This window comes from Kitasatospora sp. NPDC087315 (assembly GCF_044744345.1).
Classification (GTDB): Bacteria; Actinomycetota; Actinomycetes; order Streptomycetales; family Streptomycetaceae; genus Kitasatospora.
On record NZ_JBIUYD010000015.1, the window covers coordinates 104728 to 121033 of the forward strand.

At 74.9% G+C, this 16306-nt stretch carries 16 protein-coding genes; 11 read left to right on the plus strand and 5 right to left on the minus strand.

Going from position 1 to position 16306, the window contains the following annotated elements; genetic code table 11:
- Positions 1-127: 127 nt before the first annotated feature.
- A complete protein-coding gene (locus tag ACIO5D_RS22295) occupies positions 128-751 on the minus strand; it encodes a TIGR03086 family metal-binding protein (RefSeq protein WP_400797206.1) in 624 nt (207 codons plus the stop codon).
- Complete coding sequence (locus ACIO5D_RS22300) at positions 748-1614, minus strand: alpha/beta hydrolase (protein ID WP_363605285.1); 867 nt, start codon at positions 1612-1614, stop codon at positions 748-750. Before ACIO5D_RS22300 ends, ACIO5D_RS22295 begins: the two co-directional genes overlap by 4 nt.
- Before the next feature lie 186 nt (positions 1615-1800).
- Here ACIO5D_RS22300 and ACIO5D_RS22305 point away from each other — a divergent pair, with 186 nt between their 5' ends.
- Positions 1801-2466 carry a TetR/AcrR family transcriptional regulator gene (locus ACIO5D_RS22305; RefSeq protein WP_400797209.1) on the plus strand — a complete coding sequence of 222 codons (666 nt, stop codon included), beginning with the start codon at positions 1801-1803 and terminating at the stop codon, positions 2464-2466.
- Here the strand turns inward: ACIO5D_RS22305 and ACIO5D_RS22310 are convergent.
- Together ACIO5D_RS22310 and ACIO5D_RS22315 are read right to left on the minus strand one after the other, a co-directional pair.
- Positions 2451-3866 (minus strand): amidase, encoded by a 1416-nt coding sequence (locus tag ACIO5D_RS22310; RefSeq protein WP_400797212.1) that lies wholly within the window; start codon positions 3864-3866, stop codon positions 2451-2453. The genes ACIO5D_RS22305 and ACIO5D_RS22310 overlap by 16 nt on opposite strands.
- Positions 3867-3894: 28 nt before the next feature.
- Entirely contained in the window at positions 3895-4125 is a 231-nt protein-coding gene (locus ACIO5D_RS22315; RefSeq protein ID WP_363605282.1) for a hypothetical protein, read from the minus strand.
- 114 nt (positions 4126-4239) lie between these two features.
- Between ACIO5D_RS22315 and ACIO5D_RS22320 the strand changes: the two genes are divergently transcribed.
- A complete protein-coding gene (locus ACIO5D_RS22320) occupies positions 4240-5154 on the plus strand; it encodes an LPXTG cell wall anchor domain-containing protein (RefSeq protein WP_400797214.1) in 915 nt (304 codons plus the stop codon).
- Between the two features lie 42 nt (positions 5155-5196).
- Here the strand turns inward: ACIO5D_RS22320 and ACIO5D_RS22325 are convergent, their stop codons facing one another.
- Complete coding sequence (locus tag ACIO5D_RS22325; RefSeq protein ID WP_400654265.1) at positions 5197-5880, minus strand: ATP-binding protein; 684 nt, start codon at positions 5878-5880, stop codon at positions 5197-5199.
- 228 nt (positions 5881-6108) lie between these two features.
- On the opposite strand from ACIO5D_RS22325, the gene ACIO5D_RS22330 reads away from it, so the two are divergent.
- The 9 genes from ACIO5D_RS22330 to ACIO5D_RS22370 all read left to right on the plus strand — a co-directional run bounded on the left by ACIO5D_RS22330 (position 6109) and on the right by ACIO5D_RS22370 (position 16225).
- A complete protein-coding gene (locus tag ACIO5D_RS22330) occupies positions 6109-6948 on the plus strand; it encodes a hypothetical protein (RefSeq protein ID WP_363605279.1) in 840 nt (279 codons plus the stop codon).
- A 178-nt stretch (positions 6949-7126) separates the two neighbouring features.
- On the plus strand, positions 7127-7888 hold the full coding sequence (locus ACIO5D_RS22335; protein ID WP_400654261.1) for a YcnI family protein: 762 nt from the start codon (positions 7127-7129) through the stop codon (positions 7886-7888).
- Positions 7889-7964: 76 nt separating this feature from the next.
- Complete coding sequence (locus ACIO5D_RS22340) at positions 7965-8636, plus strand: SCO family protein (protein WP_400654259.1); 672 nt, start codon at positions 7965-7967, stop codon at positions 8634-8636.
- Positions 8633-9172, plus strand: a complete 540-nt coding sequence (locus tag ACIO5D_RS22345; protein ID WP_400797218.1) for a copper chaperone PCu(A)C — start codon at positions 8633-8635, stop codon at positions 9170-9172. The genes ACIO5D_RS22340 and ACIO5D_RS22345 overlap by 4 nt, the downstream gene beginning before the upstream one ends.
- Positions 9173-9186: 14 nt before the next feature.
- Positions 9187-11163: a FixH family protein gene (locus tag ACIO5D_RS22350; protein ID WP_400654257.1), complete on the plus strand. Its 1977-nt coding sequence runs from the start codon at positions 9187-9189 to the stop codon at positions 11161-11163.
- Positions 11164-11168: 5 nt separating this feature from the next.
- Positions 11169-12479, plus strand: coding sequence for an iron uptake transporter deferrochelatase/peroxidase subunit (gene efeB, locus ACIO5D_RS22355; RefSeq protein ID WP_400797220.1), 1311 nt, complete (start codon positions 11169-11171; stop codon positions 12477-12479).
- Between the two features lie 118 nt (positions 12480-12597).
- Positions 12598-13533 carry a prephenate dehydratase gene (gene pheA / locus ACIO5D_RS22360; RefSeq protein WP_363605271.1) on the plus strand — a complete coding sequence of 312 codons (936 nt, stop codon included), beginning with the start codon at positions 12598-12600 and terminating at the stop codon, positions 13531-13533.
- 516 nt (positions 13534-14049) lie between these two features.
- Positions 14050-15324 carry a serine--tRNA ligase gene (serS, locus tag ACIO5D_RS22365; RefSeq protein WP_363605270.1) on the plus strand — a complete coding sequence of 425 codons (1275 nt, stop codon included), beginning with the start codon at positions 14050-14052 and terminating at the stop codon, positions 15322-15324.
- Positions 15325-15373: 49 nt separating this feature from the next.
- Positions 15374-16225 (plus strand): HAD family hydrolase, encoded by an 852-nt coding sequence (locus tag ACIO5D_RS22370; protein ID WP_363605268.1) that lies wholly within the window; start codon positions 15374-15376, stop codon positions 16223-16225.
- Positions 16226-16306 lie beyond the last annotated feature (81 nt).

The following is a 16306-nucleotide window of genomic DNA, read 5'->3' on the forward strand; positions in this document are numbered from 1 at the left end:
CTGGCAGTTCATCGTGTTGCTGGCCGCCTCGACCGGCTTTCCGACCGCCGCGCTGCTGTTCCTGATCGGCGGGCCGCGCTTTCCCGACGAGCGGCGCGACGACCGCTGAAAACACCCGCGCAGGCGCTCAGGCCGCGGGCGTCCAGCCCGGGTCCCGTCCGAGCAGCGCGAGCGCTCGGTCGAACGGCCCGGCGGACCCGGCGGACCCGCCCGGTTCGCGCCGCTCGCGGAACGCCCGCCCCGGCCCCCGGTCCTGCGGCTCGGCCGGGACCAGCTCCGCCACCGCCACCAGGGCCGCGGCCAGCGGACGGTCGGCCTCCACCGCCGCCACCAGACCCGACGGCGCCCCCAGGGCGGCCGCGACGTCCCAGCCGTGCACCAGCGTGTCGAGCAACTGGAAGCCGGCCGCCTGCCGCAGCGGGAAGGTGCCGCCGGCCCGGATCTCGGGCAGCCACAACTCCCGTCCGGCCGAGGCCGCCCCGGCGAACGCGGCCACCAGCTCGTCCGCCGAGCGCCGGAACGCGCCCGCCGGGTCGCCCCCGAGCTCCGCGTCCGCCCAGAGCGCGAGGTCCGGGCCGGCACCGCGCGCCGCCGCGGCGAAGCCCCGGTGCTGGCCGACCGCGTGCGCCAGCAGCCGGCCCAGTGTCCAGCCCGCGCAGGGCGTCGGCAGCGCCAACCGGTCCGGCCGGACGGCGTCGACCACCTCGGCGGCCAACTCCAGGGAACGGGCGTGCAGTTCGAGCACCTTCATGCGGATGCCACCTCCTGGCGCGCCGCCAGGAAGCCGACGGCGTTGTCGACGACGGCGGGTTCGGCGACGATCCTGCGGTGGCCCAGCCCCCGGGTGACCAGCAGTTCGAGCCGGTCGCCGTAGGCGGCCTTCAGCCGGTGGGCGTGGTCCAGGCCGACCACGTCGTCGCCCTCGTCGTGCACCACCAGGATCGGCAGCCCGATCTCCTCGGGCCGGCGGGCGGCGTCGAAGTACTCCCAGACGTCGTCGACGCCCGCGAACATCTCCCCGCCGACCCGGCGCCGCAGATCCCGTGCGATCCGGGCGTTCAGCCCGAGGCCGGCGCAGAAGGCGGTGGGCAGGCCGGAGAACTCGCTGACCCCGGAGAGCGCGACCAGCCGCCCGGCCCGCAGGCCCTCGCGCAGCGAGAGAAAGGCGGCGGCGACGCCGAGCGAGTGCGCGACGACGGCCTCGAAGTCGCCGTACCGCTCCTGGAGCCGCCCGGCGATCTCGCGGTACTCCAGCACCGTGGTGGCGCGGCCGCCGGATTCGCCGTGCCCGGGGGCGTCGAAGCCGACCGGGCTCAGGCCGAGCGCCCGCAGCCGCGGGACGTAGGCCGCGAAGCGGGAGGCCCGGGACTGCCAGCCGTGCATCAGCAGGACGGGCCGGGTGCCGTCGCCCCAGCGGTAGACGACCACGCGCTTGCCGTTGACGGTGAGCCGCTCGGTGGCGGCCTGCCGGTGGACGTCGCGTTCGCGTTCGCGCAGCCGGCCGCGCCGGACCGGGTGCCGGAACAGCTCGAACGCGCCGCGCCCGGCCAGCCGGGGAGCGAGCAGCGAGGTGGTGTTGAGCGTGGTGCGGATCAGTGCGACGGCCGGGTCCATGGGGTCTCCCTGTCGGGTCTGACGGGCGTGCCTGGGTGCGGGGGCCGAACTCGCGAGGATATTAGCACGACCGTTCGTACATTTTTAGGGCCGCCCACCGGCCCTTCCTCCGCTCTTCCGGGCCGGGCGGCACGGGCGCCCCGCTACCCTGGCGGCACGGAACACGACGAGAGACCGAGGTGGACGGTGGCCGGTTCGACCACGGACGGACGGGTCCTGCGCGGCGAGGAGACCCGCCGGACGGTGCTGCGCCGCGCGGTCGAGATCGCCTCCGTCGAGGGTCTGGACGCGCTGTCGATCGGCCGGCTCGCCACCGACCTCGGACTGAGCAAGAGCGGGGTGTTCGCCGGCTTCGGCTCCAAGGAGGAGCTGCAACTGGCCACCGTCCGGGCCGCCCGGCGGATCTTCTCGGACGCCGTGATCACGCCCGTGGCGGACCTCCCTCCCGGGCTCGACCGGGCCCGCCGGCTCTGCGAGGGCTGGCTGGCGTACTCGCGGGCCAGGGTCTTCCCCGGCGGCTGCTTCTTCTTCGAGGTGACCGCCGAATACGACGCCCGCCCCGGCCCGGTGCGCGACGCCCTCGCCGCCTGCGCGCGGGAGTGGCACGCCCTGGTACTCAGCACCCTGGCGGAGGCCCGCGCGACCGGCGAACTGCGGGCCGACGCCGACCTGGAGGGGCTGGCGTTCTGTCTCGTCGCCGTCCTGGAGACGGCCAACTCACAGGCCGTGCTGTTCGACGAGGCGACGCCGTACGACCGGGCCGCCCTGGCCGCCCTGCGCCTGCTCCGGGCGGACGCCACCGACCCGGCGACGCCCGTGCTCGCTCCGGGCGACGCCTACCGGACGCCCTGACCCGAGACCCCCCGGACCCGGCCCAACGCCCGTTCCAGCACGGCCGCCTGGGCCAGCAGCCGCTCGTCGGCGCCGGCCGCGCCGACCACCTGGAGGCCGAGCGGCAGACCGCCGGCCGCCGGCCCGGCGGGCAGGCTGAGCGCGGGCAGCCCGGCGTAGCTCCAGGGCAGCGACATCACGGCGTCGCCGGTGCTGTCCAGCCCGGGCGGCGCCGGCCCGGTGGCGGAGGGCGCCAGCCAGAGGTCCACCCCGGCCCGCCCGGTCTCCTCGGCGATCCGGTCGCGGAAGTGCTCACGGGCGCGCAGCGCCGCCTCGTGGTCCTCCCGCGCGACGCTCTGGCCGTGCCGGATGCCCGCCACCGTCTCCGGCCGGTAGAGGCCGCCGAATCGGGTGAACCAGTCGGCATGGCTACGGGCCAGCTCGAAGCGGTTGACCGTCTGCAACTGCCGGGTCAACTCCGCGATGTCCGGCAGCAGATCGACCTGGCGCACCGTCAGACCTGTGGCGGCCAGCAGCTCCAGCTGCTCCGCGAAGGCCTTCAGCGCCTCCGGCCGGGCCGCCTCCAGGTACGGTCCGACGGGCACCCCCAGCACCGGCGGCGCGGCCCCCTCGTCCGTCCACCGGCCTTCGTCGGCAAGCCCGTTGCCGTCGGCCTGGCAGTCGTCGACCGGCCGGCCGTCGGCCCGCCAGCCGTCGCAGAGCAGCGGCGCGGCCAGCAGGGCGCCCGCCAGGTCGGCGGTGAAGAGGCCGAGGGTGTCGAAGCTCGGCGCGTTCGGGATCACCCCGTCCATCGGGATCCGCCCGTACGTCGGCCGGAAACCCACCACCCCGCAGTAGGCGGCGGGCCGGATCACCGAGCCGACGGTCTGGGTGCCGATCGCCAGCGGCACCAGCCCGGCCGCGACCGCCGCCGCCGAACCGCTGCTGGACCCGCCCGGGGTGTGCCCCAGGTCGTGCGGGTTGCGGGTCGGACCGGGGGCGCTGGCCGCGAACTCGGCGGTGACCGTCTTGCCCGCGACCAGCGCCCCGGCCGCCCGCAGCCGGTCCACCACCGCGGCCTGCGGCCCGGCCAGCACGCCCGGCGGCAGCGCCGAACCGGCGTGCGTGGGCAGGCCGTTCACATGGACGATGTCCTTGACGCCGACCGCCACGCCGTACAGCGGCGGCGCGGTCGCCGGGTCGGGGTGGCGGGCGGCGAGCGCGCGGGCCTCGGCGCGCAGCCGGTGGAGCCGCCCGGACTCCGGCAGGAACGCCCGGACCAGCGGGTCCACCCGCTCGATCCGGGCACAGAGCCGGTCGACGTGGACCGCCAGGTCCGGGTCGCCGGCCCGCAGCCCGGCGGCCTCCCGGACCAGTGACCGGGGCCGGACCAGGGGCGTCTGCCTGCCGATCACGTCCATACCGGTCACGGTAGACCCGGCCGGTGCGTCACGGGTGCTCGGTGGCCAGATACGGCGTCTCGCGCAGGAAGTACGCGCCGCAGGTGTGGCAGCAGAGCTCGGGGGTCTTCCCCCAGTCCGCCGGCTCCCGCACGGGCGCGTCCGGATCGAGCTCCCGGCCGCACATCGCCACGCTCTCGGACGCCCGGACCATGTGCCAGAGCCGCACCCCGGCGGCCGGGCCGTCGGCGCCGTACTCGGCTCGCATCTGGTGCATCATTCCCCCATCGTCCGGCGGCCGTGCGGCACCGGCAACCGGGGGTGCGGACAACCGTTCGCGCCTCTCGGTGGTCTTCCGACCCGAAGACCGTCCACCGAACCCACCGTTGGAGCGATGACCGTGCGCACCTCCCGCCTGCTGGCCGCGTCCACGCTGCTCGTGCTCACCGTCGGCGCGACGGCCACCGGCACGGCGGCCGCCCTGGCCGCCGACGCCTCGCCGAACCCCACCGCCACCGCCACGGCCACCGCCGGTCCGTCGGCCACCGCGAGCCCGTCGGCGACCGCGACCGCCGGTCCGTCCGCCACTGCCACTGCCACTGCCACTGCCACGACCACGGCCACGCAGTCGCCCGGCTCACCCTCCACCATCCCGGGCTGCCCGGAAGGCGTGACGCAGTCCCCGATGCCGGCCACCGTCACCGGACCGGCCGGTGTCCTCGTCCCGGGCGGGGAGGCCCAGGAGATCACCGCGGTGTTCGAGAACAGCAGCACGGCGACGATCGGACAGCTCGCCACCACCCTGACGCTCACCGCCCAGGGCGACGCCGGCACGGTGCCGGCCGACTCCTTCGACCTCCGGCTGCGCGCACCCGGCTCCGACTGGAAGCCCGTCCGGCTCACCGGCAAGCCGCTGGACACCGGCACGTTCCAGCTCGCCCGGGGCGAGAAACTCACCCTCCAGCTGCGGATCGCCGCCGGCCCGAAGGCCCCGCTCGGTCAGTACCGCTTCGCCTTCGCCGCGCTCACCGAGCCCCTGCCGTCCGGCTCCGCCCCGGCCCGCAAGTACACCTGCCCCCAGCTGACCGGCTCCGCCACCGGCACCCTCACGGTCGCCGACCGCGCCCCCGCCACCGGGGCCACCACCCCGGCGTCCACCGGCCCGGCCACCACGCCCCCGGCCGCCCACCTCGCCGACACCGGCGCCGGCACCGGCACCCGCCCGATCGCCCTCACCGGCGCCGCCGCCCTCGCCCTCGGCGCCGCCCTGCTGTTCCTCGCCCGCCGCCGCCCCCGCACCGAGGTCTGACCCCGGCGCCGCCCGCGGCGGACCGGCCGGGACGGAGCCGCGCTACGACACCGACCGGAGCAGGGTGTCGTCCGGCCACCGGAGAATCTTGTCGAAGCTCACGATCGCGCCGCGGAGGGGGTGGTTGCGGAGCTGGACGTGGTCGGTGAGGGCGTGGATGAGGAAGAGGCCGCGGCCGGACTCGGCGGTGAGGTCGGGGAGGGTGTCGAGGTCGACCGGGCGGAGGCCGGGCACCGCGTCGGCCGGTCCGCAGGACGGCAGGACATGGGTGTCGTAGGGGCGGTCGGCGTGGCGGACGCGGTGGCCGGTGAGGACGCGGGCCGGGACGGCGGCGCGGCCCCGGCGGCTGTGCCGGTGCGCGGCCGGGCGGGACGGCGGAGCGGTCGGCCGGCGCGACGGCGGCGCGGACAGCACTGCGGACGGCAGGGGCGGCAAGGCCGGCAGGGACGGCGGCAGGGCCGAGGCGGGCAGGCCGGGGCCGGAGTCGGTCACCTCGATCCGCAGGCGGTCGCCGCCGATCGAGGCGGTCACCTGGAAGCCCTCGCCCGGTCGGCCGCCGGCCCCGTGCTCGACGGCGTTGGCGCAGGCCTCGCTGAGCGCGACCCCGAGGTCCTGGGCGATCTGCGGATCGACGCCCGCCGCCGCCATGGCGCCCAGCAGTATCCGCCGCGCCAGCGGCACGCTGGCCGGGTCGCGTTTGAGGTGCAGAGTCCACCAGATGTCCACGGGAAGTCCCTCCTGGCTGCGGCTCCACATACAACTAGGTATCTCCGGGCGTTCCGGTGGTGAACCGTGCCGAAGGTCCGCTACCGCCCGTTCGGCGGATGGACTGCCGCCGTGGTCTGTGCCGAGCGGCGCACGCGGGGGCGTGCACGCGGGACCGAACGGGGCATTCGTAGGGATTTCCCACCCTGCCCACGGGGGCGAGGCAGGCGATGAGATGATGGCCCGGCCATGACTGCCCTCGCCGCCGCCCCGCTCCCGGGCGCCCCCGCACCGGATGCGCCGGTGGGGGCCGCCGCCTGGGATCTGCGGCTTGCCCGGGCGGTGCCGTTCGCGCTGGTCTGCACCTTGATAGCGGCAGGCGGGCACGCGCTGGCCGGCGGCGGGAACGTCGCCCTGCCCGCGCTCGCGACGGGCTTCGCGGCGGTCCTGGTGCTCGCCGTGGCCCTCGGCGGGCGGGAGCGTTCGCTCACCGCCATCGCCGGTGCGCTCGGTGCGGGCCAGCTCGGCCTGCACGGCCTCTTCCACGCCTTCGGCGGCCACGCCGGCACGGCGGCCGGTGCCATGGCGGGGATGCAGCACGGCGGCTCCGGGCCGCTGACCCTGCCGCAGGTGGCCGGCCGGCTGATCTGCAACGAGGCCCGCCCCGGCACACTGACCGGCCTGCCCGGCAACCCCTCCGTCGAACAGCTGGTCTCCAGCGCGGGCCTGGACCCGCAGGCGTACGCCGTCGTGCCCTGGTGGCAGGGCGGCGTGTTCGGCATGACCTCGTCGATGCTCGCCGCCCACCTGGCCGCCGCCCTGGTGGCGGGCTGGTGGCTGCGGCGCGGCGAGGCGGCGCTCTGGCGGCTGCTCCGGATCACCGCCGAGGCCGCCCGGGAGCACTGGGCGACGCCGCTGCGGACGGCGTTCGCGCTGGTCGCGGAGCTGCTGCGCGGGCTGATCGGCACCTCAGGCGGCCCGGCCCGCCGGTACGGCGCACGGGGCGGGGAGAACCCGCCGCCGGCCGGTGCCGCGCTGCGGCACAGCGTGGTGCGGCGCGGCCCTCCGCTCGGCGCGCTCGCGTACTGACCCGACCTCGGTACCCCCGTCCGTACCGGGCTCCGGGCTACGCATCAGCCGAGCCGTAACCGCCCCACCCGGGCCTGCGGCCCCCCACGTCCCCCCGCCGCGCGGCCCCGCCGAGACACGGTTCGTCCGTGCCCGGGAGCGGGCCTGCCCGCCGAGCCTCCGAACGGAGCCCCCCATCATGCGTTCCCTTCCCACCCGCCGTATCGCCGCCGTCGCCCTCGCCGCCGCGACCTCCGTCGTGGTGCTGGCCGGCCCCGCCTTCGCCCACGTCACCGTCAACCCGGGCAGCGCCGAGCAGGGCGGTTACACGGCCGTCGACTTCCGGGTGCCGAACGAGAGCGACACCGCCGGCACCGTGAAGCTGGAGATCAACCTCCCGCTGGACCACCCGCTGGCCTCCGTCCGGACCCTCCCGCTGCCGGGGTGGACCACCACCGTCGAGAAGTCCAAGCTCGACAAGCCGATCAAGGTGCACGGCAGCGACGTCAACGAGGCCATCTCCAAGATCACCTGGACCGCCGACGCGGGTATCAAGATCGCCCCCGGCCAGTTCCAGGAGTTCCGCGTCTCGCTCGGCCCGCTGCCGACCGACACCGACACGCTGACCTTCAAGGCCCTGCAGAGCTACGACAACGGCGACATCGTCCGCTGGATCGACGAGGCGAAGGACGGCCAGCCCGAGCCCGCCAAGCCCGCCCCCGTGCTCAAGCTGACCAAGGCCACCGGCGGTGACGACCACGGCGTCACCGCCGCCCCGGCCGCGGCCGACAGCCACGGCATGAACGGCGGCAGCACCTCCTCGGAGGCCTCCGGCTCCACCGCCAAGAGCAGCGACTCCACCGCCCGGGTGCTCGGCGTGGTCGGCATCGTGGTCGGCGTGATCGGCGCCGCGTTCGGCATCCTCGGCCTGCGCCGCAAGGACGGCAGCGCCGCCTCCTGACCCTCGCACCGGCGGGGCCGTACCCGCACCCGGGTACGGCCCCGCCGGTGAACCACCGCGCACGATCGGAACTCCCATGCCCCGCACCCCCCGCACCACCCGTCTGGCCGGCGCCGCCGCCGTCGCGCTCGCCGCCGCCCTCACCCTGACCGCCTGCGGCTCCGACGGCGGTGGCGGCAACAGCCCCGCCAAGGTCACCCAGCAGAAGGCCGACTCGCCCTACCAGGGCACCGTGCTCAGCAAGCACTTCGAGAAGCCCGACCTCCAGCTGACCGACACCGCGGGCCAGCCGTTCGACCTGCGCCAGCAGACCAACGGCCGTACCACCCTGCTCTTCTTCGGCTACACCAGCTGCCCGGACGTCTGCCCGACCACCATGGGCGACATCGGCGTCGCGATGAAGAAGCTCTCCGCCGAGGAACGGCAGAAGATCAACGTCGTCTTCGTCTCCACCGACCCGCAGCGCGACACCCCGCAGGTGCTGCGCACCTGGCTCGACTCGATGGGCAGCGACTTCATCGGCCTCACCGGGGACCTCGCCAAGGTGAAGACCGCGGCCCGGTCGCTCGGCATCATGATCGAGGACCCGGTGGTCAACGCGGACGGCACCGTCACCTCCACCCACGGCGCGCAGGTGCTGGCCTTCCTGCCCTCCGACGACAAGGCCCACGTCCTCTACCTCAGCGGCACCGAGGAGAAGACCTACGAGCACGACCTGCCGCTGCTCGCCAAGGGGGTCGCGGCATGAACGGCCCCGGCACCGGGCGCCCCGCCGGCCGGCGCGAGGCACTCGGCTTCCGGCGGACGGCACTCGCCGGGGCGGTACTGGCGACGGCACTGGGCGGCGGCGCCATCCTGGTCGCCTGCGGTGCGGGCGGCACGGACACCACCGCCACCGCCTCCGGCGGCGGAGCCGCCAGGCTGAGCGTCGCCGACTCCTACATACCGCTGCCCCCGGCGGGCGGGATGGCGGCCGGCTACCTGACCGTGCGCAACGACGGCACCGGCGGGGACCAGCTGGTCAAGGTCTCCAGCCCGGCCGCCGAGTCGGTCACCATGCACCGCTCCACCGCCTCCACCATGGAGCAGGTCGACCGACTGGACGTCCCCGCGCACGGCGCGTTGCAGCTCGCCCGGGGCGGCACGCATCTCATGATCATGGGATGGCAGAAGGCCCCCGCCCTCGGTGACGAGCTCGAACTCGACCTGACCTTCGCCAAGGCCGGAACCATCTCGGTCAAGGTGCCGGTCAAGGAACTCACCTACCGCCCCGGTCAGCAGTAAAGGGGATCCGCGACATGCTGAAGGTCAGTCACCGCCGGCTCGGCGGACTGCTGGGCGTCCTCGGAGCGCTGCTCGCGCTGCTGCTCGGCGGTGCCGGGCCGGCCGCCGCCCACGCCGCCCTCCAGTCCGCCGACCCGGGCCAGAACTCGGTGGTCCCCACCGCGCCGCAGGCCGTCACGCTGACCTTCAGCGAGACCGTCTCGCTCTCCGCCGACTCGGTGCGCGTGCTCGACCCGGCCGGCAAGGCGGTCGACAGCGGCAACCCGGCCCACGCCGACGGCAAGGGCAACACCGTCCGGGTCGGGCTGAACAGCGGGCTGGCCAACGGCACGTACACGGTCGCCTGGCGCACCGTCTCCGAGGACTCGCACCCGATCGGCGGGGCGTTCACCTTCTCCATCGGCGCGCCCTCGGACACCTCCGTCTCGGCCGGCTCGCTGCAGAGCGCCGACGCCGACGACGTGGTCGCCGCCCTCTACGGCACCGGCCGGACCGTCGCGTACGGGGCGTTCGCCCTGCTCGCCGGCGCGGCCGCGTTCGTCCTGATCTGCTGGCCGGCCGGGGCGGCCCGGCGCTCGGTGCAGCGTCTGCTGATGACCGGCTGGGTGGCGCTGCTGCTCTCCACCGTCGCGGTGCTGATGCTGCGCGGCCCGTACGAGCGGGGCTCGGGCCTCGGACAGGCCTTCGACCTGTCGCTGGTGCGCGCCACGCTGGACGAGCGGATCGGCACCGCGCTGGCCGCCCGGCTGCTGCTGCTCGCGGCGAGCGGGGTGTTCCTGTCGCTGCTGGTCGGCCAGCTCGGCCAGCCGCCGCGCGCGGTGCCCGCGGTCACCGGGACGCAGGACCCGGAGGAGGCCGAGCTGCGGCGGCTGGAACAGCGCGCCGCCGAACGCCCGGAGCGGGACGCCCGGCTCGGCCTCGGCGTGGCCGGGCTGGTGCTGGCGGTCGCCCTCGCGGCGACCTGGGCCGGCGCCGACCACGCCTCGGTGGGCATCCAGGTCTGGCTGGCGCTGCCGCTCGGCATGCTGCACCTGATCGCCATGGCGTTCTGGCTGGGCGGCCTGGCCGCGCTGCTGGTCGGCCTGCGGCACGGGCTCGGCGCGGACGCCGTCGGCCGCTTCTCCAAGGTCGCCATCGGCTCGGTCACGGTGCTCACCGCCACCGGCGTCTACCAGTCCTGGCGCGGCCTCGGCAGCTGGGGCACGCTGACCGGCACCGAGTACGGGCGGCTGCTGCTGGTGAAGACCGGCTGCGTGGCCGCCATGCTGGTGGTCGCCTGGTTCACCCGCTCCTGGCTGGCCCGGCTGCGGACCGCCCCGGACGAGGCGCCGACCGCCGCGCCCGTCGAGGCCCGCGAACCGGTCGCCGTCACGGCGCACTCGGACGACCCCGTCCGGCAGGCCCAGCTGGCCCGCCAGCAGGCCGCCCGGGAGAACGCCGGGCGCGACCGCGGGCTCACCCCCACCCGGGCCGGGCTGCGCCGCTCGGTGCTGATCGAGGCGCTGGTCGCGGTGGCCGTGCTGGTGGTCACCACGATGCTCACCAACTCGCCGCCCGGCCGGGTGGCGGGCGAGGTCGCGGCGGCGGCGACCGCCGGCACCGCCCCGGCCGGCGGCTCGGCGGAGGCCCCGCAGACCGTGCCCGGCAAGACCCTGGAGCTCAAGCTCCCGTACGACACCAAGGGCCGGACCCCGAACGCCAAGGGCACCGCGACCGTCACCCTCAACCCGGCCGGGACCGGCTCCAACGAGGTGCACCTCGCACTGGACGGCACGGACGGGCAGCCGGCCGAGGTCCCCGAGGTGCAGCTCGCCTTCACCCTGCCGGACCGCGACCTCGGCCCGCTGCCGGTCGCGCTGACCCCCGAGGGCACCGGGCGCTGGAGCGGCACCGCACAGCTGCCGCTGGCCGGGAACTGGGTGGTCTCGGTGGCGGTCCGCTCCTCCGACATCGACCAGGCCACCGAGATCAAGCAGCTGAAGATCGGGTGAACGCGATGAACACCGAGACCACGGCCGACACCGCGTCCGCCGGTGCCTCCGCCGACAGCTCCGCCGCCAGGCCGACCGGTACCGGCTTCACCCGGCGGGCCCTGCTGGGCACCGCCGGGGCCGGCCTGGTGATCGGGGCGGGCGCCGGCGCGGCCGGGGCCACCGCCCTGGACCGGACCTCCCCCGCCGCGCCCGCGGCGGGCGGCGGGGCGCTCGGCGCGGCCCGGGTGCCGTTCCACGGCGAGCACCAGGCCGGCATCCTCGAACCGCAGCAGGCCCGGGTCCAGCTGGCCGCGTTCGACCTGGCCGACGGCGCCGGCCGGGACGGGCTGCGCGCACTGCTGCGGCGCTGGTCCCGGACGGCCGCCCGGCTGGCCGTCGGCGAGCCGGCCGACGAGCAGGAGAACCAGGTCGCGCTGGACGCCGGGCCCTGCTCGCTCACCGTCACCTTCGGCTTCGGGGCCACCCTGTTCGACAAGGCCGGGCTGGCCGACCACCGCCCGCCGGCGCTCGAACCGCTGCCGGCCTTCCCGGCGGACGCCCTCGACCCGGCCCGCGGCGACGGCGACCTCTTCGTGCAGATCGGCGCCGACGACGCGCTGGTCGCCGTCCACGCGCTGCGGGTGCTGCAACGCCAGGCGGCCGGGACGGCGGCGCTGCGCTGGCAGATGTCCGGCTTCGCCCGGACGCCCGGCGCCACCGCCCGGCCGATGACCGGCCGCAACCTGATGGGCCAGATCGACGGCACCAACAACCCCAAGCCGGGCCAGGACGGCTTCGACACCACGGTGTTCTGCACCGCCGGGCCGGACCGGCCCGACTGGCTGGCTGGCGGCTCGTACCTGGTGTTCCGGCGGATCAGGATGCTGCTGGACAACTGGGAGGCGCTCCCGCTGGACCGTCAGGAACGGGTGATCGGCCGTCGCAAGTCGGACGGCGCCCCGCTGAACGCGCCCGCCCCGGGCGGCGAGTCCAGCCCGGTGGACCTGGCCGCGCAGGGCCCGGACGGCTCGCTGGCCGTCCCCGCCGACGCGCACATCCGGGTCGCCGCACCGGCCGCCAACGGCGGGGCGGCGATGCTCCGGCGCGGCTTCTCGTACCACGACGGCCTGCTGGCCGACGGGTCCCCGGACGCCGGGCTGCTCTTCCTGGCCTTCCAGGCCGACCCGCGCAAGGGCTTCACCCCGGTGCAGCGCAAGCTCGCCCGGGGCGACGGCCTCTCCCGCTTCCTGCGGCACGAGGCCAGCGGCCTGTACGCCGTCCCGCCGGGCGCCCGGGAGGGCGGCTACGTGGGCCAGCCGCTGCTGGAGGGGTAGCCGCTCCCGCCCCCGCCGCCGTCCGCTCCGTCCCCTGCCCAGGGGCTGAAACGCGTTCATGGGCCGGGGACGAAGTGGTTAAGGTGACTGCTCTGTAACCCCTTTCGACGGAGGCGGTATGTCGGCGACCCGCTACACCTATCTCGGCCCGGCGGGCACCTTCACCGAGGCGGCCCTGCGGACCCTGCCCGAGGCGGCGACCCGGGAGCTGGTGCCGCTGTCCTCGGTACCGCTGGTGCTGGACGCGGTGCGGGGCGGCGAGGCGTCCGGCGCGTTCGTGCCGATCGAGAACTCGGTCGAGGGGGCCGTCACCGCGACCAACGACGAACTGGCCGCCGGCTCCCCGCTGATGATCTACCGCGAGGTGCTGCTGCCGATCTCCTTCGCGCTGCTGGTGCGGCCGGGCACCGAGCTCGCCGACATCGCGACCGTGACCAGCCACCCGGTGGCACAGCCGCAGGTGCGCCGCTGGCTGGCGGCCAACCTGCCGGACGCCCGCTGGGAGTCCTCCGCCTCCAACGCCGACGGTGCCCGGCTGGTCGCCGAGGGCCGCTTCGACGGGGCGTTCGCGGGCGAGTTCGCGGCACCGATCTACGGCCTGGACCCGCTGGTCAAGGAGATCGCCGACGCGCAGAACGCGACCACCCGCTTCATCCTGGTCGGCCGGCCGGGGCGGGTCTCCTCGCCGACCGGCGCGGACAAGACCTCCATGGTGGTCTGGCTGCCGGACGACCATCCGGGCGCGCTGCTGGAGCTGCTCCAGGAGTTCGCGGTGCGCGGGGTCAACCTGATGCGGATCGAGTCCCGGCCGACCGGCGAGGGGCTCGGCAACTACTGCTTCCTGATCGACTGCGAGGGGCACCTCGCCGACCGCCGGGTGAGCGAGGCGCTGATGGGCCTCAAGCGGATCTGCCCGCAGGTGCGCTTCCTCGGTTCCTATCCGCGTGCCGACCGGCAGACCTCCAGGCACCAGCGGCCGGGGACCTCGGACACCGATTTCACCGAGGCCGCCGACTGGCTCTCCCGCTGCCTCGACGGGCGCGGCGACATCTGATCGACGGCTTTCGTTTTCCCGACCGTATTCGACTGTTTCCGACCGTTTTTCCCAGCGTCCGGACGGCGGTCGGGGTCACCGCACCCGTCGTCCACAGGCGCGCCGCCACCGGAAGCGGCTGTCCACAGGGCTGTGGACTGTCCACAGCCGAAAGTTATCCACAGGCCTGGGGATGAATCGACAAACCGGTATAGCCATCGCCCACATCGGTCGGACCACCGGTTAGTGGCGCAGAGATGACTAATCGGACCAGAGTCACCCGTGTGCCATCAAATCACCCGCCCGAGTGCTTCAATTCCCTCACTCGGGAAGGGCGGCCGAGGTTTGAAACCTCAATTCCCCGGTTCTGCCCGCCGCCCCTCACCGCCGCCCAACAATCCACAACCCCGGCCCCAAGCCTGTGGATAACCCTGCCCGAGGCGGCTCTCCACAGAAGTTATCCACAGGATCCGTGGAGTTATCCCCAGCCGGAAACCCGTACCGGTGGAAGGGCCCCCGCCCGGTAGGCTTGGGCCCGTGATTGACCTTCGCCTGCTTCGTGAGGACCCTGACCGAGTGCGCGCCTCGCAGCGCGTCCGTGGCGAGGACGTCGACCTGGTCGACGCCCTCCTCTCCGCCGACGAACGGCGCCGGTCCTCGGGCAGTCGCTTCGACGAGCTGCGCAACGAACAGAAGACGCTCGGCAAGCAGGTCGCCAAGGCCCAGGGCGAGGAGAAGACCGCCCTGCTGCAGCGCACCAAGGCGCTCGCCGAGGAGGTCAAGGCCGCCGACGCCGAGCAGGGCGCGGCCAAGGAGGAGGCCGACCGCCTGCTCCGCTCGCTGGCGAACCTCATCGACCCGGCCGCCCCGGTCGGCGGCGAGGAGGACTTCGTCACCCTGGAGGAGATCGGCACCCCGCGCGACTTCGCCGCCGAGGGCTTCGAGCCCCGCGACCACGTCGAGCTGGGCCAGATCCTCGGCGCGATCGACACCGAGCGCGGTGCCAAGGTCGCCGGAGCGCGGTCCTACTACCTGACCGGTGTTGGCGCGCTGCTGGAGCTCGCCCTGATCAACATGGCGATCGCCCAGGCCACCGCGGCCGGCTTCACCCCGATGATCACCCCGGCCCTGGTCCGCCCGGCCGCCATGGACGGCACCGGCTTCCTCGGCCAGGCCGCCGAGAACGTCTACTTCCTCGAAGAGGAGGAGCGCTACCTCGTCGGCACCAGCGAGGTCCCGCTCGCGGCGTACCACATGGACGAGATCATCGACGCCGAGAAGCTGCCGCTGCGGTACGCCGGCTACTCGTCCTGCTTCCGCCGCGAGGCCGGCACCTACGGCAAGGACACCCGCGGCATCATCCGCGTCCACCAGTTCGAGAAGGTGGAGATGTTCGTCTTCACCACGCCCGAGGACGCCGAGGCCGAGCACCGCCGCCTGCTCCAGTGGGAGAAGGACTTCCTCAACGCGCTGGAGCTGCCGTACCGGGTGATCGACGTCGCCTCCGGCGACCTCGGCGCCTCGGCCGCGCGCAAGTACGACATCGAGGCGTGGATCCCGACCCAGGGCAAGTACCGCGAGGTCACCTCGACCTCCAACACCACCGAGTACCAGTCCCGCCGGCTCTCCATCCGCATGCGCGAGGAGGGCAAGGTCCGCCCGCTGGCCACGCTGAACGGCACCCTGGTCGCCGTCCCGCGCACCATCGTGGCGATCCTGGAGAACCACCAGCAGGCCGACGGCTCTGTGGTGGTCCCGGAGGCGCTGCGGCCGTACCTCGGCGGCCGTTCCGTCCTCCCGCCCGTCAAGTAGCACCCCGCAGCACCCGCAGCACCAGCAACTCCCGGGAGACGCACGGCCCATGAGCAGCATCAGCCCCAGCCCCGTCTCCCCCGTCGACGACGGTGGCGGCCTGCCCTTCCGGCTGGTCGCCACCGACCTCGACGGCACCCTGCTGACCAGCGGGGAGAGCGTCTCCGAGCGCACCCGCGCGGCGCTGGCCGCCGCCACCGGCGCCGGGGCGCTGCACATCATCGTCACCGGCCGCTCGGCCGCCTGGGCCCGCCCGGTCTTCGACGAGATCGGCTACACCGGCATAGCCGTCTGCGGCCAGGGCGCGCAGGTCTACGACGCGGGCGCGCACAAGCTGCTCACCTCGCTCACCCTGGACCGCCGGCTGGCCGCGCTGGCCATCGCCAAGATCGAGGCGGAGACCGGTCCGATGGCCGTCGCGGCCAACCAGGACGGCCTGGACGGCGAGGTGCTGGCCGGTCCCGGCTACGAGCTGGTGATCGGCTCCGACCTGCCGGTGGTCCGGGTCGACAGGGACGAACTGCTCGCCGCCCCGGTGAGCAAGCTGTACATCCAGCACCGCGGACTGACCGACGACGACCTCGCCGAGGCGGCCCGGCAGGCGGCCGGGGGGCTGGTCGGCGTCACCATGGCGGGCGCCGGCATCGTCGAACTGCTGCCGCTGGGCCTCTCCAAGGCCACCGGGCTGGCCGTCGCCGCCCGCCGCCTCGGCGTCCGGGCCGCCGACACCATCGCCTTCGGCGACATGCCCAATGACGTGCCGATGTTCGGCTGGGCCCGGCACGGTGTCGCGATGGCCAACGCGCACGAGGAACTGCTCGCGGTCGCCGACGAGGTCACCGTCAGCAACGACGAGGACGGCGTGGCCGCCGTCCTGGAGCGGCTCTACCCGCTCGCCTGACCGACCCACCGGGCCGACGTCGAACAGACATCGGGCGGTTGTCCGGCGGTTGTCCGGCGGTTGTCCGGCGGTTGTCCCACA